Annotated in this window: 14 protein-coding genes; 5 read left to right on the top strand and 9 right to left on the bottom strand. The window is 67.8% G+C overall.

Annotated features, from left to right (window positions below):
• Positions 1-8,049: a ricin-type beta-trefoil lectin domain protein gene (locus ABIA33_RS35120; RefSeq protein ID WP_370087694.1), complete on the bottom strand. Its 8,049-nt coding sequence runs from the start codon at positions 8,047-8,049 to the stop codon at positions 1-3.
• Positions 8,050-8,456: 407 nt separating this feature from the next.
• On the opposite strand from ABIA33_RS35120, the gene ABIA33_RS35115 reads away from it, so the two are divergent.
• A complete protein-coding gene (locus ABIA33_RS35115; protein WP_370087692.1) occupies positions 8,457-13,775 on the top strand; it encodes a LamG-like jellyroll fold domain-containing protein in 5,319 nt (1,772 codons plus the stop codon).
• Positions 13,776-14,229: 454 nt separating this feature from the next.
• Here the strand turns inward: ABIA33_RS35115 and ABIA33_RS35110 are convergent, their stop codons facing one another.
• Positions 14,230-14,721 carry a PH domain-containing protein gene (locus ABIA33_RS35110; RefSeq protein WP_370087690.1) on the bottom strand — a complete coding sequence of 164 codons (492 nt, stop codon included), beginning with the start codon at positions 14,719-14,721 and terminating at the stop codon, positions 14,230-14,232.
• A 511-nt stretch (positions 14,722-15,232) separates the two neighbouring features.
• Here ABIA33_RS35110 and ABIA33_RS35105 point away from each other — a divergent pair.
• Both ABIA33_RS35105 and ABIA33_RS35100 read left to right on the top strand, forming a co-directional pair.
• Positions 15,233-15,379 carry a hypothetical protein gene (locus ABIA33_RS35105; protein ID WP_370087688.1) on the top strand — a complete coding sequence of 49 codons (147 nt, stop codon included), beginning with the start codon at positions 15,233-15,235 and terminating at the stop codon, positions 15,377-15,379.
• A 77-nt stretch (positions 15,380-15,456) separates the two neighbouring features.
• Entirely contained in the window at positions 15,457-15,717 is a 261-nt protein-coding gene (locus ABIA33_RS35100; RefSeq protein ID WP_370087686.1) for a hypothetical protein, read from the top strand.
• A gap of 721 nt (positions 15,718-16,438) precedes the next feature.
• On the opposite strand, the gene ABIA33_RS35095 is transcribed toward ABIA33_RS35100, so the two are convergent.
• Together ABIA33_RS35095 and ABIA33_RS35090 are read right to left on the bottom strand one after the other, a co-directional pair.
• On the bottom strand, positions 16,439-17,143 hold the full coding sequence (locus tag ABIA33_RS35095) for a hypothetical protein (RefSeq protein ID WP_370087684.1): 705 nt from the start codon (positions 17,141-17,143) through the stop codon (positions 16,439-16,441).
• A gap of 188 nt (positions 17,144-17,331) precedes the next feature.
• On the bottom strand, positions 17,332-17,475 hold the full coding sequence (locus ABIA33_RS35090) for a hypothetical protein (protein WP_370087682.1): 144 nt from the start codon (positions 17,473-17,475) through the stop codon (positions 17,332-17,334).
• A 199-nt stretch (positions 17,476-17,674) separates the two neighbouring features.
• On the opposite strand from ABIA33_RS35090, the gene ABIA33_RS35085 reads away from it, so the two are divergent.
• Both ABIA33_RS35085 and ABIA33_RS35080 read left to right on the top strand, forming a co-directional pair.
• Positions 17,675-18,094: a hypothetical protein gene (locus ABIA33_RS35085; protein WP_370087680.1), complete on the top strand. Its 420-nt coding sequence runs from the start codon at positions 17,675-17,677 to the stop codon at positions 18,092-18,094.
• Positions 18,095-18,292: 198 nt separating this feature from the next.
• Positions 18,293-18,553: a DUF3761 domain-containing protein gene (locus tag ABIA33_RS35080; RefSeq protein WP_370087678.1), complete on the top strand. Its 261-nt coding sequence runs from the start codon at positions 18,293-18,295 to the stop codon at positions 18,551-18,553.
• Between the two features lie 110 nt (positions 18,554-18,663).
• Here ABIA33_RS35080 and ABIA33_RS35075 read toward each other — a convergent pair whose 3' ends face one another.
• The 5 genes from ABIA33_RS35075 to ABIA33_RS35055 form a co-directional block, all read right to left on the bottom strand.
• Positions 18,664-18,822, bottom strand: coding sequence for a hypothetical protein (locus ABIA33_RS35075; protein WP_370087676.1), 159 nt, complete (start codon positions 18,820-18,822; stop codon positions 18,664-18,666).
• A gap of 123 nt (positions 18,823-18,945) precedes the next feature.
• The gene (locus tag ABIA33_RS35070; protein ID WP_370087674.1) at positions 18,946-19,386 is read right to left on the bottom strand and encodes a hypothetical protein; all 441 of its coding nucleotides are present in this window, start codon (positions 19,384-19,386) and stop codon (positions 18,946-18,948) included.
• 401 nt (positions 19,387-19,787) lie between these two features.
• Positions 19,788-20,291 (bottom strand): hypothetical protein, encoded by a 504-nt coding sequence (locus ABIA33_RS35065; protein WP_370087672.1) that lies wholly within the window; start codon positions 20,289-20,291, stop codon positions 19,788-19,790.
• Positions 20,288-20,944, bottom strand: coding sequence for a DUF6308 family protein (locus ABIA33_RS35060; protein ID WP_370087670.1), 657 nt, complete (start codon positions 20,942-20,944; stop codon positions 20,288-20,290). Before ABIA33_RS35060 ends, ABIA33_RS35065 begins: the two co-directional genes overlap by 4 nt.
• 187 nt (positions 20,945-21,131) lie before the next feature.
• A partial coding sequence (locus ABIA33_RS35055) for a hypothetical protein (RefSeq protein ID WP_370087668.1) occupies positions 21,132-21,349 on the bottom strand: 218 nt, incomplete at its 5' end.

Genomic DNA, 21,349 nt, shown 5'->3' with positions numbered 1-21,349 from the left:
CTACCCTCCGAAATCCGGATTGAGAGTCCAATCGCCTGCTGACACCATGCCCTCATAGTACTTGTACCTGTAGACCTTGGACCAACTGATCGTTTCCGGGTAAGCCACCTCAGCTTCTTCGGGATATGGGGCGCCAAGGCCAAGGATACGATCCTTAAACCAACTTCCCGAACTCAATGTGGGATTTATATCGATGCCCACGCCAGGATTCCGTATATCGTAAATCCATCCCCTCGGCATCGTGTACGCCGCAGCCGACGAGATCTTCGACGAAGTACTCACAACGCCCGCACTCTTACCCTTCGTCCCAACATAGTCACGCAAGCTGTGACGTCCAGCCTTGGGCTCGAAGCCGCCGGCCTTTGCGATATCGCCCGGGGCCCGAGTGTCCCCTCGGAATACCTGCCCCGGCGACTTCGTCTTTATCGGAGTCCCGTCAATGTCATTACTGGGAATGTTTGCTCCGCTGCCCGGGCTTGAAGGCTTGGATACGGCGGTATTGGCGTCAGTGGGCGATGCTGCGTCGGACGCCGGGGGTGTCTTTGCCGCGTTCGCTGCAGAGTCTGCCGCCTTGGTTGCCGCGCTGCTGTCGGCGGCGACTACTTCCCCATCACCGGTCAGGAGTCGCTTGGCTGCACGGATTGCCCTGCCGGCGATTGACAAGCCCTTATCGGCAGCCACCCCGGCTGACTCTCCGTCACTGAATACGATGGCGAGAATCCCAATCCCGAGGTCTGTACCTGCCTGAATGCCGGGATCGGTAGAGCCCAAGTGATTTGACGACCAGCTGTTCCACGCGATGTACCAGGTGTGGTCCTTGCCGTTCCCTGTCAGGCTGTCGAGCGTCTGCGAGGCTACGTCGCCGACTCCGATCAACACCGTGTTGTCGGGGTGGTAGACGGGTGTGGGGGTGGGGTCTTGGACGGGTGTGGTTACGGTGCCGCCGCCGTCGCCGCCGTTGTACTGCAGACCGTTGGGGTCGCTGCCTGAGGCCGGGTTGTCTGCGGCGTAGGTGTAGCCGCCCATCTGGTTGGGGTCGCCGGCTTGGAAGAGGGGGTCGGGGGTGAGGAAGCGTCCTTGGACGGGGTCGTAGTTGCGGGCGCCGAGGAGGTTCAGGCCGCTGGTGGTGTCTTGGGGTTGGCCGAGGAAGCCGTGGTTTTCGTCTGCGCTGATCCAGGTGGAGGGGGATGCGCCGCGGGGGTTGCCGTAGGGGTCGTAGTAGCGGTGGGTGACGGCCAGGGTGCTGGCGTTGACGGCGGTTTCGGCGGTGCCTTGGGCGTTGGCGATTTGGTAGGTGACCGTGCCGCTGCTGGTGCGGGTGATGGTGGTGCCGTCGGGGCCGGTGTAGTTGCGTAGGGCGGTGCTGGATCTGCTGGCGACGTTGAGGGTGATCTGCTCTGCGCCGCCGAAGAGGTACAGGATGCGGGTGGTGTCGGTGCCGTTGGTGCTGCTGGCTTGCTCGAGCAGGTTGCCGCTGGCGTCGTAGGTGTAGCGGCTGGTCTGACTGTTGCTGCTGGTGGGGCTGGTGACTGTGGCGGTGCGGCCTCTGGCGTCGTAGGTCAGGGTCTGGGCCTGGCCTGGGGTGGTGGCGCCGTTGCCGGTGGCCGGGGTGGTCCAGGTGCCTCCGGTGGTGCCGCAGGTGGCAATGGTGAGCTGGGTGCCCTTGGTGGCGTTGGCGGCGGGGTCGGTGAGACACAGGGTGGTGTTGCCGGTGTTGACCAGGGTTCCGCTGGAGGTGGCCTTCCACTTCTGGGTCGCGGTGGCCGTGTTGCAGGTGTTGATGACCACGGCGGTTCCTGCGGTGGTGGCGCCGCCCGCGGTGTCCAGGCACACGCCCAGGGTGCGGATGGTGCCGTCGCTGGCGATGTTCCAGTTCTGCGCGCCGGATCCGTTGCAGGTGTAGACCTGGACCTTGTTGCCGGGGGTGGTGGAGCTGGTTGCGTCGTCGACGCAGAGCTTGCCGCCGCCCGCGAGGGTGAAGTTGGTACTCAGGGGGCCGGTGCTGGTGGCGGCGCGGCTGGTGGTGTTCCCGGCGTTCTTCCCGTTGCTCTCGGTGTAGCTGGGAGTCAGGGTCGCGGTGCCGGTGGTCGGGTTGCTGACGGTGCTCGCCCCGGCCTGGTTGGGCAGGGTGGATGCGGTGGTGCCGTCGGTGCCGGTGTAGGCGGTGGACTGGGTGGTGTTGTTGAGGGCGTTGCCGCTGGTGTCGTGCTTGACCATGCTGGTGCGGTCGCCGAGCAGGTCGTAGTTGTAGGTCTGCCAGTAGGCGGCGGGTCCGCCGACGGTGGTGGTGGTGATCGGGGCGGTGGCGGTGGTGGTCGGGGTGCTGGTGTTGCAGCCGCCGACGCCGCCGACCGGGGTGACGGTGGGGGTGGTGATGCCGGCGGTGTCACTCCAGGCCTGGGTCAGGCGTTGGAAGGAGTCGTAGGTGAAGCACTGGGTGTCGTGGGTGGTGTTGTTCTGCAGGTCGTCGATCGCGGTGATCTCGCCGACCTGGTTGTAGCGGTAGTTGGTGACGTCCAGTGCGGTGGTGGAGGGCTGCAGCATGCTGGAGGTCTGGGAGACGCGCCCGGTGGTGGCGTCGTACTGGTCGTAGGTGGCCAGTTCCTTGCCGCTGGGCCCGTAGTTGGTCTGCAGGACGCGGCCGAACGGGTCGTGGACGGTGTTGTCGACGTAGGAGGGCAGGTTGGTCGGGGTGATCAGGCCGCCGAAGCCGTTGAGGCCGCCCTGCTGGTTGTATCCGTAGGTGATCTGCTCGCCGGGCAGGCCGCCGTCGTTCTGGTAGGTGGTGGTGTACAGCAGCCCGATGGTGGGCGTGTAGGTGGGGGTAGTGGCGAAGAGGGTCTGCCCGGTGGGCGCGGTCAGCCCGGTGGGCAGCGCCGGCTGGGTGAACCCGTCGGTGGTGGGGACGGCCAGCGTGGTGCCGGTGGGCTGGTAGGCGGTGTTGTAGCCGGTGACCGCCTGCGTGTAGGCCTTCCCGGTGGCGCCGCCGACGTAGCTGGTGGACGAGGTGGGGTAGCCCTTGGCGAGGGTGTCGAACACCGCCGAGGACAGCTCAGTTGTCGGGTCCGGCGTGGCGGACCAGGCGGCGGCGTAGGTGGCGGTGACCCGGTTGTCCCAGTCGTAGGAGTAGGACAGTTTCTGGCCGCGCGGATCGGTGGTCTGCTGCAGGTTGCCCAGGTTGTCGTACTGGTCAAAGGTGGTGGTGCCGGTGTTGGGATCGCTCTGGGAGGTCTTCTGTCCGAGCAGGTTGTACTGGTAGGACCACTGGTTCCCGGCGGTGTCCTTGATGGTGGAGACCTGGCCGGCCGGGGTGTAGGTGTAGCGGGTGGTGGCATCGGCCTCACTGGCGGTGTGCCAGGTGTTGCTGGCCCAGGCCACTGCGCCGCTGCTGTTGTAGATGACCAGGTTGGCGTCGTTCTGCAGTTGCAGCACCGAGCCGGTGGCGGCTGCGAGGCCGCTGGTCCACAGCCGGGTGCCGGCGGTGGTGTAGACGGCGAGGTTGCCGTCCGTGCCGTACTGGGCCCAGGCGCCCGCGTTGCCCGAGGTACTGGTTGACCACACGGGCTTGCTCGTAGCCAGACTGGACAGCACGAGGTTGCCGTCGGCCTGCATCGCCAGGCGCACGCTGCCGGAGGTCAGCGACGTGCCCGAGGGGATGATCTGACCACCGGTGAGCTTGACCAGGCTGGCTGTGTTCTTGACCGTGGTGGCGGTGGTCTGGCCCAGGGCGTTGGTGAAGCTGGCGGTGGTGGTGCCGCCGGCCGGGGAGGTGGCGTCGGTTTCGTCCGCGCCGGGGTAGGTGGTGGTGGACTGCCACTGCTCGATGGCCTGGTGGTACAGCTGCGAGGCCGTGCTGCGGCCTTGGCCGTCGTACTGGGTGACCTGCTCAGAGGGGATGTCGGTCTCGTTGGCCGCCCACAGGGTGGTGGACGGCGGATTGTTGGGCTCCGAGTAGGTGGCGTAGGTGGAAAGCGGCCAGCCGTGGGAGTCGTAGAAGGTGTCTGCGATCAGGCGCCCGGAGTTCTGGTCGCCGACCGCGGTGGACTGGGTCTGGCGCGGCTGCAGCATCCCGTCGTAGATGCTGATGGAGGTGGCGTAGGTGCCGTCGTCGCGCAGGGTGTTGGTGGTCACCGCGCTGGGGGCGCCAGGGGAGGTGATGGTGCCGCCGGGGGCGGGTACCGCACCGGGGTTGATGGAGTAGGCGAACGTCTCGTCCGCGCTCTGGCCACCGGAGTTGGAACGCCCGGGCAGCCACACCGCGGTGCGCCGACCGAGTGCGTCGTAGGTGATGTCGGTGACGCGGCCGTTGGCGTCCACGTTCTCGGTGGCAACGCTCCGCAGGGCGTCCAGGGTCGAGGAGGTGGTCCAGCCCTGGGGGTTGGTGGAGGCCATGCCGGTCGGGTTGGTGTTCCCGCCCCCGGTGTTCCACGCGGGGCTGAAGGCGGTGGTCGTGGCCAGGCCGTTGGTGTCCAGGGTCTTGGTGACCCTGCCACCGCCGTCGTAAGTCATGGCAGCGGTGGTCTGCCAGTTCTCGGTGCTGCCGCTGTAGGAGGTGGCGATCCGGGTCGCCGAGACCTGACCTGCTGCCGGAGTGAAGGCGCTGCCTTGGTCGAGCTGCCCGAAGGTGCCCAGGTTGGTCAGCGTGCCGTCGCCGTCGTAGTAGACCTGCTTGTCCGAAAGCAGCGTGGACGAGGTCGGCGCGGCGCAGCCGCCGTGCACGGTGGTGACCTGGTCCGGGTAGGACAGCATCATCGGGTTCAAGCCCGAGGGTGCGGCGTAGCTGGTGGTGGTGCACTTCTCCTGGGTCGGGTCGCTGACGTCGCCGAGTGCGTCGACGGTGGTCACCCGGCCTTGGGTGTCGTAGCTGGTGACGGTCTTGGTCTGGCGCCAGGTCGTGCCGCCGGCCAGGAGCGCGTAGCTGCGGGTGGTGAGGTTCTGGGTGCGGTGGGCGACCAGGTCCGGCAGGGTCGACAGGGTGGGCTGGGTTTGGCCGGGGTTGTCGGCTTGGGTCCAGTCGGTCCAGGGGCTTTGCGCGGTATCGGCGGTGGTGGTGACCTGGAAGGGGCCGGAGACGGACTTGGCGTTGATCGTGCCGCTGCCGGCGGCAGTGTAGGAGTCGGTCTCCAGGGCGGTGCCGGCCAGCCAGTTAGAGTCGGTGACCTGGTCGCCGACGCTGTCGCTGATCGTGATGGCGCGCTTGGTGCCGTCGGCCTTGTAGTCGCCGTCCATGCCCTGCAGGTAGGTGGTGGTCTGCTGGGTGACCGGCTCGGGGGCGGCGCCGGTCTGCACGGTGACGGTGCTGTAGCCGCGGAACTGGTCCCAGGTGCGGTACTGGTCGTCGGTCAGGGCTGAGTCGTCGCGGTGCCAGGCCGGGGTGCCGTAGGCGTAGGTGGAGACTTGGGTCTCCGAGCCGGCGGCGATCTTGCCGTTGGGGGTGTACTGGTGGGCGTTGGTCAGGTCGGCCACCACGACGGAGTGCACGGTGGTCTTGTTGAACCAGTCCTGGATCGGTAGCGAGGCGCCGGGGGGTGCCCAGTACACCGGGAAGCAGGAGTGGGTGTTGGAGTCCGCGGCGGCGAAGGACAGGCTCAATCCATGGCAGGGGTTGAGGTTGTAGTTCACGGAGATCGACTCGCCGGTCTCCGTCTGGATCGAGGAGATCCTGGGGTGGTAGAGGGGTGGTGCGGACGGGGAGACGTCGTTGACCCGGTTGTCGATCTCGGTGCCGGTGAAGGAGACCTGGTTCAGGGTGAGCGGGCTGTTGCCGTTGCCGTAGGTGTCGGAGCCGGTGTGCTGGATCGACTGCAGCCACATCACCGCCTGCAGCGAGCCGGCGTCCTTGGGGTCCACCGTGGTGCCTGTCACCGGGTCGGTGGTGCCGCCCGCGTCGGAGAACACCTGCCCGAGCTGGTAGGAGTCCACCGGCAGCAGGCCCTTGTCGGCCTTGGTGACCGGGTCGATGACGTGCACGTTGGTGGTGATCGAGTCCAGGCGGGTGGTGGTCCAGAAGGAGGGCGAGGCGGTGATGCACACGTTCGGGGGGACCGTGGTGGAGCCCGGCGGCAGGGTGGTGCTGTCGGTGGAGGGGCAGTTCAGGTCGTAGGGGACGTCGGGCCAGTTGGGGGCGGTGTTCTGGTTCAGGTTCCCGACCGAGCAGTCCGTGAAGGTGGAACTCGTCTGGCAGCGCTGCTTGGAGGCGAAGACCACCTGCGCCGCCGGGGTGCGCCCGGCCAGCTCGTCGGCCAGCTGGTAGCCGTAGGAGATCTGGGTCAGGGTGCCGCCGCGGGTGTACGCGGTCAGCGTGCCCGAGCCGTTGCTCGCCGCGACCTGGCCGCCGCCGAGGTCGTAGTAGTTGGTCTCGGTGGCGTAGTCGTAACGCTGGACGAAGCCGGTCGGGGAGACGGTGAAATCCAGGTTCCAGCGCCAGCCCTGCGGCTTGGCGCACTGCGAGGCCGTGCCCTTGGAGGAGTCGTAGCACGGGTCACCGGCCACGGGGTGCAGCACCGGCACACCCCACGCCGAGTTCGTCGAGGCGTCCGACGGTGTCCCGGACTGGGCCAGCGCCAAGTTGCCGACACCGGCGGGCGCGTGGTCCGAGCCGAAGTAGGCCGCCGAGCCGTCGGTGGTCAAGATCCGGTAGTAGATGCCGTCCTGCAGGCCGTTGGCCGCACCCGACAGCTCCTGGACCACGGTGCCGTCATCGCCCTGCAACTTCCACGCCTTGACCTCACCTGGCACCGTCGTATCGGTGGCGGTGGGCACCAGGACCCCGGAGTGCGAGCCGAAGGAGACCGTGGCATTGTCGCCCGCCCAGCACTGGTCCCCCGACCCCTTCAGGATCCGGTTGCCGCTGGAATCCAGCAGCGAGCCGCAGGAGCGGTAGGACTGCTCGACGAAGCCCGGTGCGTATGACCAGCCGTCGCCCAGCCACGAGGACTGGGAGTTGCGGGCCGAGGTCTCCCCGTCCACCGACTGCGAGTCGTAGGACAGCGCCACCGATGGGGCGTTGCCGCCCACCGCGGCGGGCAGGTCAATCGGATAGGCATAGGTGTAGGCGCCGGTGCCGGAGGTCTGCCAGGTCCCGGACGGATTGAGCGAGGTCGCCGCGTAGTTGCCCTGCGAGCCCGAAGTGCCCGAGGTCGCCATCACCGCCGTCGCGGGCGCCATCGCCATCGACGGCATCGCCGCACCCGCGGTCCGCGACCGCGCTCCCCCGGAGGAAGTCGCCGCTGGTGCGAGGGTCACGGTCGCGGTGAGCTGGTCCGCGCCCGCACGGTTGGAGAACTGGATCGGGGTGCGTGTGCGGCACGCGGCAAGTTGAGGGGTCGTCAACGCGCAAGCCGGGACCTGGAACAGCACCAGTCGGGATCCGAAGCCGCCGCCGAAGGCCTTGGCGAGCGCTGCGTAGTCCAACACGACCTGTACTGATCCTGTCGTGCCCTGTCCGTCAGCGCGGGTCAGGCCGACCAGCAGCCCGTCACCGCCCGCCGCCACGGTCTGCGCATGCGAAGCGACCTGGACCTTCACTTGAGCCGGACCCGACGCGGCGGCCACGCCGGCAGAACCCGTGACGCGGGCACCGCGCCCAGGGGACGCGGCCGGGGCCACCCAGACCGGCAGTCCCCCGGCCTTGACCGGACCTGCCGCAGGCACAACCTGCGACCCCGTGGCCGCGGCCGCGGCCGAAGGAGACGCGGCGGATGAGGCGCCCGCCGCCCCGGACGTAGAAGGGGAACCGCTGCCGCGGGTCCCTGCGGCCGCACGTGGCTGCAGGCCAGCACGCGCGGAGGCGGAGGCTGAGGCCGTGGGGGGCCCCGCTGCTGTGCCTGTGGTGACGGTGCGGGTGAGGGCGACGGTGGTGGTCCCGGCCGCGGGCCATGCGGGCGCGGCTATCTGGTAGTGGCCCAGGGCCTTGTAGCCCTTCGGGTGCGATGGCGGCTTAGGCGTGGCCAGCGCGTGGCCGCCAACGGCCGGGGTTGCCGGCAGGGCCTTCGGGTTCCAGACCGTGCCCGTGAAGTGGTACGGGCCCACCCCTTGGGCTACCGCCATCGGCACGCCCAGCGCCACAACAGCCGTGGCCGCCGTCGCGCAAGTGAGCGCACGACCCCACACCCGATGCTGCACGCTCGCGAACCAGCGCCGCCGACCAGTCACTTCAGGCCCCTTTGTGGAACACACGCCCCTAACGGAACGCGACAATCGCGATCGCACAGGCGTGTGATCCAACGGGAGGCTATTGATGAGGTCGTGTCAGCGCCATACCCTGTCCCGGCGCTGTGACCTGGACTTTTCCTGATTGTGCGTCAGTTGTGTCCTTTTTGTGCGGGGGCGAACGGCATCACGGGATGGCAAACCGGACACCGCGTAACCGTGCGTCACACCCGAATCATCGCCGGATGTGTCGGACGTCACATCGCTCAGTCTTCGCGTCAAGCAAAGGGAATCCTGTGCCTCATTTGTCCAGTCCTCGTGCCCGGCGGCAACAGCCGCTGTCGCGCTGGACGTTGATACCCGCGCTCGGCGCCCTGCTGCTGGGCGGCACCGCCACCCCAGCGCTCGCCGACACAGCGCCTCCCGCGCCCGCCCCGGTCACCGCACCCACACCGCCCGCAATCACCAGCACCAACGCGGAGCAGACCGCGCTGCTGCAGGCCGTCTCCACCGGCAAGCCCGTCACCGTGGACTCCCTCACCACCGCGACACAGCTCATCACCGCGCAGCCGGACGGCACTCTCACCTCCCAGCTCAATCCGCTTCCGGTGCGGGTGCAGCAGAACGGCGTATGGAGCGCACTGGACGCGACACTCACGGCGAACAGCAACGGGACGCTGGCGCCCAAGGCCAGCGCGAGCGCAATCAAGCTGTCCGGGGGCGGGGGCGGCCCGCTGGCCACCTTGACCGACCCGGCCGGACACAGCATGGCGCTGACCATGCCGTTCACCCTGCCCACACCGACGGTCAGCGGCGACACCGCCGTGTACCAGTCTGTCCTGCCCGGCGTGGACTTGTCCGTATCCGTCACAGACCAGGGCGGCTTCAGCGATGTCCTGATCATCCACGACGCCACCGCGGCAGCCAACCCGCAATTGAAGCAGCTCACCCTGGCCGCGTCCACCAGCGGCCTGACCCTGGCGGCCACCGCTTCGGGCGGCATGGCCGCCACGCGCGCCGACGGAACCCTCGCCTACACCAGCCCGACCCCGGTGATGTGGGACTCCAGCAGCACCGCCACCAGCTCCCCCGCCCCCAGCCCCTCGGCATCGACATCCGCATCCGCATCCGTGTCGGCCGGTGCGTCGGCGAGCCCGTCCGCGCAGTCCGCGCAGATGCGCGCGGCAGCCCTCGCCACTGCGAGCGCGACTCCCTCGGCCAGCAGCACTCCTGATGCCGGCACAGGGGCCACGGCGTCCTCGCCCGACGGGCCAGGAACCGGCGCCCAGGTGGACCCGATCGCAATGACCACCACCGCCAGCGGCATCACCCTGACACCGGACGCCGCGGTGCTCACCTCCCCCAGCACCACCTACCCCTTGTATCTCGACCCGTACGTCAACCCCGCGTCCAGTCCGTCCAACGCCTACGACGAGGTCTACTCCAGCACCTACAACAACTGCTCCAGCTCCCCCCAATACAACAAGCCCCAGCTCCACGGCGAAGGCGTGGGCTACCAGGGAAACGGCGGCGCCTGCGGCAGCGGCAAGGAACGCTCCTTCTATGCACTGAACACCAGCAACCTCAACTCCAGCATGGTCATCTCCAAGGCCACCGTCACCGCCCCGGCCACCTACGCGGACAGCTGGAACTGCAACCAGAACCAGCCGATCACCCTGCACACAACCGGGTCGATCGGCCCCACCACCGACTGGAACAACCAGCCCGGCGACAGCGCCGGATACGCCGCGGCGAGCACCACCATCCCCAGCGCCGCCAACCCCCCGAACAGTCTCTGCAGCAACCACGACGCCGTATTCACTGTCACCACCCAGGCCCAGAAGATCGCCGCAGCCGGCATCGGGTCCTGGACCGTGGGCCTGTTCGGTGACGAGTCCAACAGCGTCAACTACCTGCGCTTCTCGAGCTCGATCACGCTGACCACCTACTTCGACATCCCGCCGTCGGTCACCTACCCCACCGTCACTCCCGGCCCGCTGGCCACCAGTAACGGCGCGGCGTGCAACGACGCGGCCAGCGGCTGGCTCGGGGCCACCTCAATGAACGGGTCCAGCAGCAACATCAAGCTGAACACCACCGTCTCCTCCCAGGTGTCGGGCACCAACGTCACGGCCGAGTTCCACATCTGGGACGACATGACCAAGGACACCTCCGGCAACCCGGCCACGGTCAAATGGGACTACGCGAACCCCCAGGCGTCCGGGACACCCGTCGCCGAACCCATCGGGTTCCAGATCCAGGACGGGCACCGCTACGGCTTCAGCGTCCAGGGCTACGACGGCGTCCTCTACGGCAACTCCTACTCCAACTGCCACTTCACCGTCGACGCCACCCCGCCCACCTCTCCGGTGGTCACCACCAACCCCTCCTTCCCCCCGGTGGGCACCGGCGTCGCCAACCCCATCGTGTACGCGGGCACCGGCGTGAACACCACGTTCAGCGTGAACGCCACCGACCCGCTCCCCAACAACACCTGCACCCTGGACCCCTGCCAGGCCAGCGGCATCGACCACTTCCGCTGGCGCCTGGACAGCCCGCCCGATGCCAACAACGGCACCACCGTCGCGGTCAGCACTACCGGCACCGACGCCAACGGCGATCCCACCGCGAGCGCCACCCTGACCAAGGTCCCCGTCACTGGCTGGGGCGTGCACACCCTGTACGTCGTAGCCGTCGACAAGGCCGGCAACGCCTCCCAGGCCCCCGCCAGCTACACCTACACCGCCCCCTGGAACCCCACCACCCAGGTCACCCCCGGCGACGTGACCGGCGACCACATCCCCGACCTGGTCGCCACCACCTCCACCGGCGACCTCACCCTGATCCCCGGCAACACCGACCCCGCCCAGAGCACCAAACCCCTGGGCAGCTACGCCACCAAGGACTACACCGGGCCCGTACTCCTGGCCGCACACACCGACACCCCCGCAGGCGGCACCGGCAGCTGGAACGACTACCTGATCGCCCACAAGGGCAACCAGTTCGGCCAGCAGATCGACGACCTGTTCGCCCTCAACATCAAAGCCCTGCCGCACCAGATGTACCTGGTCAAGAACAACCTCGACGGCACCTCCCCCGGCGACCCCAGCCCCACCGGGGCCACCCCCGGCTTCACCACCCAACGCAACGTCCACGTCACCAAGCCCGGATGCCTGACCGGAGCTTACGCACCCCCGACCGCCCGCTGCGGTACCGGCGCGGGAAGCCCGAACTACGACAGCACGGACTGGAACAACGTCACCCAGATCGCCGCACCCGGCGCCGTGCACACCCCGGGAATCGCCGACCTGATCACCGTGGAGAACGGCCAACTGTGGCTCTACACCGGCGCCTCCGGCGGCGTCCTGAGCAACCCGGTGCTGCTCGGTGACGGCGACTGGTCCCCCGACACCCTCATCACTCCCGGCACCGTCAGCGGCACCCCCACCCTGTGGGTCCGCGACACCTACGGCACCGTCTACACCTACCCGATCACCCTGGACGCCAGCACCCAACTCCCCACCCTGCTCCACGCGCCCACCGGCACAAACCCGCTGACCTCCGCACTCAGCAACGGCAGCACCCACCTGTGCGTGGACGACAACCTGAGCCTGACCACACCCGGCAACAAGGTCCAGATCCACACCTGCAACGGAACCAACGCGCAGAACTGGGTCCTGGGCACCGACGGCACCGTGCGCGCCATGGGCATGTGCCTGGACGCCTACTACGCCGGCAAGGCCAACTACACCCCCATCGACCTGTACACCTGCAACGGCGGCGCCAACCAGCAGTGGACGCCCGGCCCCAACGGCTCCCTGATCAACCCCGTCTCCGGACGCTGCCTGGACGACCCCGCCTCCTCCATCACCAACGGCACCCAACTGCAGCTCTACGACTGCAACGCAGGCAACGCCCAGAACTGGAACGCCGGCAACACCGCCCCACTGCCCGCGGCCACCCAGACACCGATCGCAGCAGTGCCCACCTCTGCCTACCCGAGCATCGCCTCCCCCGGAGACATCAACAGCCCCTCCGGCGGCCCCGACGGCATCCCCGACCTGTACGCCGTCGACACCCACGGCCGACTGGTCGAATACCCCGGCGGGCGCACCGCCCCCGGCTCCCTGAGCCTGCAGGACCCCACCACCCTGCCCACCCACTGGTGGGCCCTGACCGAAGGAGGCGGCGCACCTGCCGACTCCGGCAGCCTGGGCACCAGCGGCAGCGACACCAACCAGCTCAACCTCACCCTCAGCAACACCGCCGTCTGGGGCAAACCCGACCCGGCCCTCGCCCAAGCCGACACCGCGCAGGCCTCGAAGAACACCAGCAACAACATCCTGACGTTCACCAACACCGGCACCGACGCCACCACCACCGGCTACGCCGCCACCAGCGGACCCGCCCTAGACACCACCAAGAGCTACACCGTCTCCGCCTGGGTCAACCTCACCACCACCAACGGCGGCCACGACCAGTGGGCCGTCGGCCAAGGCACCAACAACCACCAAGCCTTCCAACTCGGCTACAACGGCTCCCTCAACGCCTGGGACTTCACCACCACCGACAGCGACACCAGCTCGGACACCAGCGCCAACACCATCCACGCACCCGACACCAACACAGCCGCCCTCAGCACCTGGACCCACCTGGTCGGTGTCTATGACGCACCCACCGGCACGATGACGCTGTACGTCAACGGCCGCAAAGCAGGCACCAACAACAACCTCACCCCCCAGTACGACGCCAACCACGTCCTGAACATCGGGGCGATGACCGCACTGTCCGCCGACGGCAGCACCACTGACAACCCCACCAGCGGCTTCAACGGCTCCATCTCCGATGTCCACGTCTACGACAGCGCCATCGGCACCACCCCCGCCATCGGCACCAACCCCGTCAACCTGGGCGCCATCAGCAACACCGCAACCAACTGGTGGACCCTCACCGACGCGGCCGGCACCACCGCAAAAGACTCCACCGGCACCCTGCCCGCCACACTCACCAGCACCGGCGCCTCCTGGTCCACCGACGCCACCCGCGGCACCGTCCTCAACCTGGACGGCACCACCGGCTACGCCGCCACCCCCACGCCCGCCGTCACCACCGGCAGCTACACCGTCTCCGCCTGGGTCAAACTGAACTCCGGCTACGACACCACCAAGTACCACACCGCCCTGTGCCAACGCGACGCCACCAGCACCCGGTGCGCCTTCTACCTCCAATACTCCGTCGCCCTCCACGGCTGGACCCTCGTCGCCCCCAGCAACGACGCCGCCACCCCAACCACCTACTACAACGCCGGATACAACGTGCCCGCCCCCGGAGGCACCTGGACCCACCTGGTCGCAACCTTCGACGCCACCACCAACACCATGAGCCTGTACGTCAACGGACAACTCGCCGGCACCGGCACCGACCCCACCCCCTGGACCGCCACCGGCGGCCCCCTCCTCATCGGAGGAACCGACAAGGACAACACCACCACCGGCGACCCAGGCAGCACCGGCCAATTCCCCGGCCAGATCAGCGACGTCCACATCTACAACACCGCACTACCCCTAACCGACGCAGAAGCCGCCGGCGACACCACAACCATCAACCCGGCCAACTTCAACTAGCAACACAAACCCATACGCCGTCTTCTGCCACACCCGGCAGCAGACGGCCCCCACCAGGTGCTGTCCCGCCCACTACACACGCGGCGGGACAGCACCTTCCAACCAGAGTCGGCACCGAGGATCGTCATCATTACAGGAGCGGTCCACAGCCCTGCCCCGTGCGCTCTGAGGTCCAGCAGCGCGGCGCGTGCACCTGATCCGAATGACGTCCACACGCAGATGGTAGGCGCTGGAAGGCGAAACCTCTGCAGCGGCGGATCTGGAGACGCCGCCACAGATGCCGTCGTGCCAGCACCTGCGAGCCATCCAAGTGGACCCGGTACGCGACCGTCGGCCGCCTTGGCGGTGCCTCCACAGCAGACAGACAGCCCGCCTCAGTTCGGCGACTGGTGGTGGTTGACGGTGAGACCCGCGATTGACCATGAGAGTCGCTGACGTTGCCGTCGCAATGCGGTCAGTGGTCGGCCTGGCTCCGGTGCCCGCTGGGTGCTCGGAGTCCGGCCGCGCTGCAAACAGCGTCTGTCACCTCGTCGGCCCGGGTGCGCCGTCCCTGCCAGCGTGACAGGTTGGTCTTTTGGATGGCCATCGCTGTGTACGCCGCCCCGTCTCGGGTGGTGATCGTCACGCCGTAGTAGCCGGGCGAGACAGCGGCGATGGAGGAAAAGGCGATGGTCCGCGTGCGGAACGGGTTAGAGATGATCACGGCATCAGGCGTGACCCTGATCGCCGCCCGCCCCACATAGCAGCCGACGGCGGCAGCGATGGCACTGAAGAGGAGAGCGTCCCAGATCATGGAGATATCCGCATGGGCTATCGCCCCGGCGATCGCCACTACGGCTACCGCGGCAAAGAAGAGGCTGAAGGCTGCTCCCAGGATGCGCGCCGCAGGAGAGGGTCGCCACATGCCTATGTGAGCAGGGCTGATTGCGGAGGAGGTTGAGGTCACATCCAGAACGGTACCCAGGTCCGCAAGGGGCGCTCGTCGGCTGGCGCGCGGTTGCCATGACCGAGCAACCGGTCAAACCGGCCGGACCAGCCGCCGCGCCAACCCCGATCGGCGGGCTCGCTCTCCTGGACCGGAGCAGTCCCTCGAACACCAGCACTGGCCTGAGGAACTGGCTGCGCAGCTCGCACGGCTGCGCGCGGCGAAGGGCGAGACGGTCATTGCCGTCCATCGCCACCGGCCATCGAGCAGTCATTGCGCGAACATTTGCTACCAGCAGACCCACAGCGCCATGCGCTCGTGGACGCCGTGCGGGGCTGTGGCCCTCGCCGCCGAGGGCGTTCTGATCGGTCTGATCGGCCTGGGTCCGAGTGGGGCTAGGATGCACGCCCAGCGATCAACAACCCCAGGGGGACCTTTGAGAACGTCCATCCGCCGCTCCGCAGGACTCGTAGTCGCAACCGGGCTCCTCGGACTGCTGCCAAGCGCCGCTGATGCCGTGGCGGCGACACGGATGCCCGCCAGCACCCCGATCTTCAACTGCAACGGCAACACCCTCGCCACGACCTACCTGGGGCCCAGCGTTCCCCTGATGGCACGGCATCCCGGCCAGAAGCTGGACGCCTACATGCGCATCCGCAACCGGCAGGCGCGACTCTGAACAACACGGTCGTCAACTTCGGGCTCCAACCGTGGGTCGGAACTCGACACGGCTCAGCTCCCACCGTGTGGTGGCGCATGGACAAGGGCGCATGGCATCTGATGCACCTGAGCTGGCAGCGCAACGGCCAATTCGGTGCCTGGATGTGGAAGTCCGGTGACACGAACATCGGGACCATCCCCGCCTACGGGACCAAGACGCTCGAGGTCTCGCTCTCCTTCCCCAAGGGAACCATCCCCGAAGAGTACTCAGCCTCCTACGGCTTCGGCGCCCTCGGCTGCCAGCACGGGGAGACACTGCTCGGAGTGAACTGGAGCACCTTCGACTACAGGCCGTAGCGTGCCGTCGAGATGATACTCAGCCAGCAGACGCTGTGTCGTGCGCCAGGTCCCACTCGGCGAGACGCCACCGTCTGAGGCCAGGTCAGCGACGCCAATTTCCTTCCGGCTTCGCCGCTTTGGCCTCTCACTGCGCCTCCCGAATCATGCGCAGCGAGGTCAGACCCGGCGGGGCCTCATCGGGACGATCGGCAATCAGAGGACCGAGCATGGCATCCGCCTAGCTGTCGCCCGCCGCGCACTCAGCGCGTTCTGACATGGGGGTTGAGGATTCCGAGCACATGAAGACCATCAAACGCTGGCTCGCTGGTGAAGTCGCCAACAACACCGTCGGCATCAAGGTGGTCGGAGGCCCCTTCGAGGGCCGAACCCGCATCGTCCACCTCGGGCCAGACGGAACACCATCCGCACGCGTCCGTGCACGCGGGTCGTCTCCCCGGCCTGCTCGCAGGTCCCTGCGACTCGGCCTGGTCGGTCTACGCGGCGGCTCCCGCCACGGACACCTCAGCTGGATGGGTGTACGCCTACGCCGGCGCGGCGTCGACTACCGAGGGTTGAAGTAGAACCCCAGGTTCTGCAGCCAACAGGCTGGACGACCAGCTATCGGCGCGACTTGGGAACCGCACGGAAAGCCGCCGCCAGATGACGTTATTCACCTACCGCGTCTGGGTGCTGCGACATTGCCGTACTCGGTGGATCAGACTCGCCAACACCAGCGCGGTCAATCGGCTGGTCCGGAGGTGTCCGAGGGGTCGGGTTTCAGCCCGAGGCGTTGCTCGGCTGTTTCCCAGTCGGTGGCGATGGCTTGCTGGGCGGCGGTCAGGGTGACCTGGTTCTTGCAGATCGCGGTGTGCAGCCGGGTCTCGACTGCGTCTTTGGGGTTGTTCGGTCCAGCCCCTGCCTGGTGGCCGGGCGAGGGGGGTTCTACCCACAGGTTCCGTGGGTCGTTCGGGTCGCCGCCCAGCTGCAGGCTGATCAGGTGGTCGTACTCGGCGTCGTGCAGGGCACCGGTGTACCCGTAGGACTGGGCGTTAGCGGCCTTCTCCTTGTTGGTGATCCCCACCGGCGGCCGGATGGTGCCGGTGTAGCCGCCGGAGCGGCAGATCGTGGTGCCCACCGTCGCCTGCGTCACCGCGGGCGACAGGGCTCCGGGGGTGCATTTGGTGTCCGGTAGCGGCTGGCCGTGGTCGTTGCCGTAGTGGCACGACCCGGCGGCGGGCTGTGCCTGGACGGTGTACGTGGACTGCGGTCCCGGACCGTAGGCCAGTGGTGCGAGCGGTGCTTGGTCGACCGACGTGCTTGAGCTGGTCCTGGGACTTGCCTTGGCCGCGTCACTCGACGCCGTCGTGTGCGTGGTGCAGCTGGTCAGCGCGGCCAGGAGCAGCACGGTGGTCGTCAGGCCGGTGCAGCGGGGAAGGTAGGCCACCTGGGGTTCCTCACGTCGATCAGCGTGTCGACGCCACCGTAGTGGCGTGGATCGGGTGTTGGTACCGCTGTGGCATGGGGTCACTCGGACGAGTCACGGGGGACGTCGCTTCGGCCAATCGGTACCGATCCTGCGCCGGTATGCGCGCCGCGAACCAGAGGGACGGGGCAGCCGTGCAGCAACTGCACTCAGGCACGTTGGCGCATGTGGCCTCCGAGGTCGAAGAGCGCGTCCTCGAAGTCGCACGCGGTCACGGCTTCGGCGACCGCGCCGGACAGCTCACGGAAGATCCGCCGGACTACTGTGACGGTCTCCGGGCTCGATGGTGGCACGTGGCTGACGGAGCGATGGATTCTGGTACACACTGCGGCCCGAGGATCCGCAGGCTCCTGCGGTGTCGGGGAAGCAGCCCGCTACGTTGTGCGCTTGGCAGTTCGACGCGAGGACAGGAAGGGGATGGCGGGGATCAGAGTCACGGTATGTCTGCTGGCAGCAGTCCGGGCAGATCTCGGGGTAGCGCTTGCGGAAGCGATGGCACCGTTCGAGATGTGGTCCGGGTTCGAGTGGCGCGAGATCTGGGACTCGTGGACGATCCGTGGCGGCAGCGACGGTGGTGGCTTCTCGGTCCTCTGCGGGCACGAGAACGATCCGCGGCTGGTCCATGACTGGCCCCGCGATGACGGTGAGCTCCTTCCGAGCGTGCCGGGGATGTGTGCCGGTGGGCCTCGAGGGCTGCTCGACTCTTCCACCGTCCGCTCGGCGGCGGGGCGTGATCTGCTCACGCTCGACGGTTGGTGGATCGAAGACGGCTATCCCGTTCACGGTGCCTGCGACAGCCCGCAGGCGTGCTCTCACCTGGCAGACGGCCAACGCTATGCCAGCGACGCGGCCGGCTACCTCGACGCGCTCGCGGCAGACGCCATTCTGGTCAAGCTCAAGTGCCACGGGTGAGTGAGTCCGGGGCGGCATGTTGGCCCTCGCCGACCGCAACGCCCAGAAGATGCACGGCGGTCCGGGGGCGCGTGTCGGAAAGGAGCGCACTCCCGGACTCTGCGTAACGGCATGGCAACGTTCCGACACACAGTCACCTGCCTCTGCCACGCTGGCGACCCAAGATCAACCCACCCCGCCACACCCTCAGGGACACACATGCTGAACACCATCAGCCTCAGGGCCGCAGCCGCGGCCCTCACTCTCACCGCGGCGTTCGTCGCCCCCGCCGTGGCCACCGCCACGCCGGCCACCGCCGCGACCGCGCACTGCGCCCACCACACCGTGGGGATCTGCAAGGCCTCTTCGCCCCACCCCAAGGGCGCCATGGCGAAGTGCAAGGACGGCACCTACTCGTACTCCAAGACCTTCTCCGGGACCTGCTCCCACCACGGGGGCGTCCTGTACTGGTACAAGTAGCCGCTGCCCGGGAGGCGCCCCGCACCAGGCCGGTACGAGGCGCCTCCGAGAGCTGGGGCTCAGACCGAGGCGATTGTGTGCCTGCGGGGTCTACTGGCCCTGGGTGCGGCTCAGACTGCCAATTGCCTAGCCTGCGCTGCGGTGACACGGTTGATCACGGCAATCAGGAGCACGGCGGAGGCGACAAACACGACCTCCAGCACCATCGTGATCAGTGGGTTGACGCGGACGATGCTCCCAGTGAGTGCGGCAATGAACGTGACCGCCATGCTGTAGCTGACGCGCGCCGCCCACCAAGAGTTGATAACCCGGATCCCGGTGCGGTCCGGACCTTCAGTCTCGAACTAGACGAAGGCTGGTGGGCACGCCGCTGCTGGGGTGAAATCTGGACCTCATGGGGTCGCCGGGTGCTCGTTCCTACTGGCGATCCGGAAATCGCGGTACTCGTCGCAAATGACGCCCTCGTTGACCCAGCGGTCGGGATTCACGCCGGGCTCGCTGCAGGCCCGGATGAGAGCCTCCTCCGGAGTCAATACGGTGGCGATCTCCTTGCCCCAGGTCCCGTCATCGGGATCCAGGGGCGGAAACTCGGAGACGTCGTAGAAGGTGTCGGTGCCTGCGTCTTCGACTTCGCTCAGATAGATCGTGACACCCGTGCGGTCTGGACTGATAGCGATCCAGCGAAGACCCCGGCGGCCGTCGCGGTCGACTTCGCCGAGGAACTGCTCGATCTGCTTGCCGCGGTGCAGTGCTCCAAGGGCGAACCCGGGTGCCAGGTGTCGCACCTCAGTGTCTCCGTTCACGCTGGTCGGGGAGGCGTCCAGCCTCGACATGGTCGGCAAGGTAGATCATGGCGCCTTCGGGGCCCATGCCGAGGGCTGCGGCCACGAGTTTGGGGTCGAGTGTATTCAACAGGTCGGCCAGGCGGGTGCACCGCAGTGTCCCGGGTGAAACGCCGCAGGGGTCCAGGATGCGGCTGACATAGGCGGTCAAGGCCGCAACCCGCCGACGCGGTGCTGGAACAGCAGCCGCATCGGCGGGTCCCAGAGCTTCTCGCGGGGGTCGTAGGCCACGAACCGACCGAGCCAGGTGCAAGTCCGACCCACCGCGCTCGCTCTCCCGCGCACCCGCGACCGATCCGTCATCAGCCGCACGCGTCCACCCATCGCGACCAGACCGGCGTCGCGAGCGGCTTCGCCGCGGCCGTCCCGGTCACGAGCCGGGAGACCGTTGATCACCCGCTGCCGCAGACCACGTCGAGCTGGATGATCTCAAGACTGCCTGAACGCAATTTCCTGGCCTGCTCGGCCGAGAGCCCCCAGCCGGGGTCGGCGCCGGAAGTCCTGCGGAACTCGTCGACGAGGAGCCCGCAGTTGGTCCCACTCACCTTGCCCATGGCGACAGTCAGAAACGCGTCCGTGGGCAGGGGGTTGACGCCGACCGGCGTTCCAAAGTGGGTGAACTCGAGCCCTGGGCCCGAGACGAGCGAGCTTGGGTTTCCTTGGACACCTGGACCCAGGTAGGTACCTATAGCGGTCTTGGTCCCTGGATAGGAGCCGTCCCGGACCGCGATTCTCTGATACCCGGCGACGTGGAACGGGTCGAGTTCACGACTCGGACCCAGGACAGTGTTCACGATGCGCACCGCGATGAAGGCCCCGACCGCGAGGAACAACGCGGTGACGAGCAGGACGCTGCCCCAGCGCCACGGGTGGGCTCTGAGCCTCCGCGTGTTCATGCAAGCTCTTGCCGGGCGGTATTCCAGGCAACGACGTCCAGGATGCGCAGGAGGCCGATATCGGGGACGCAGGATCTCAGGACGGCCCACTGTTCCGCCTGGCGGTCGAGGTCGTCGGCGATGCTGGCGGCGAGGGTTGCGGTGTAGTGGGCCCAGGTGCGTCCGGCAGTCCGTCGCATCGGGTAGGTGGGGCCGTCGTTCACGTAGCAAGCGCGTACGTGCCGGTCGTGCAGAGGGATCAGGAGCGGGCGCTTGCGGTGGAGGACCTTGGTCAGGGTGGTGAGCTGGACGCCGGGGGTCTTCTGCTCGTCCAGGCAGCGGAAGAGTTCGCCCACCAGCTCGTGGTGGCGTCCGGTCCGGACAGCGTCCTGGAGGGTGAGGTCGGGTGGGATGGCAGCCAGCGCGGCCTCCAGGGTCGGGCGCAGTGCCTGCAGTGTGTAGAACGCGGTGATGGACGGGGCGGCGTTCAGTAGCGTGGGAGCGAGGAGGTCGCCGTCGGTGAGCTGATCTGGGGAGCTGCCGGTGTGCAGGTCGTCGTAGGCTGGATAGGCGTACGGGTTCTTGCCGGTTTGGTTGGCTGTGGCGTCGAAGTACTGCGTGACCCAGTGGACCGCGCGCCCCAGGGGCGTGAGTCGGCCGCCGACGCGCAACATGCTTTGGCTCATTCCGGACCCCCGTAGCTGACCGTGCGTCATTGCGCGGGGCCTGAGTTTATGGCGGGCAAGCACGGTGCGTGCAGGTTATCGCGGGTTCGTGGGTGGGCCGGTGGAGGCGGCCGAGCCGATGGCCACCGCTCGGGGCCTTGCCAGGAATGCGGCCCCGAGCGGTGGTGGGAGTAGATCAGGCGGTTTCGAGTGCCGAGTTGGTGCCCTCGTCGTCAGCGGGTCCGTCGCGGCGGGTGCCTGTGCAGTTGGCGCTGTTGGCGTTGGTGAGCGCCCGGGTCCAGCGGGCTTCGAGGTGGGCGAGGAGGGTCTGCTCGATGCTGTCGGCGACGTGGGAGTAGATGTCGTTGATCTTGTGTTCCATGCGGTGGCCGAGGCGGCGGGCTTGGGCGACGT

Origin of the sequence: Streptacidiphilus sp. MAP12-16 (assembly GCF_041262165.1) — a bacterium.
GTDB lineage: Bacteria > Actinomycetota > Actinomycetes > Streptomycetales > Streptomycetaceae > Streptacidiphilus.
Note: the sequence above shows the minus strand (reverse complement) of the source record. Positions and strands in the feature narration are given on the sequence as shown.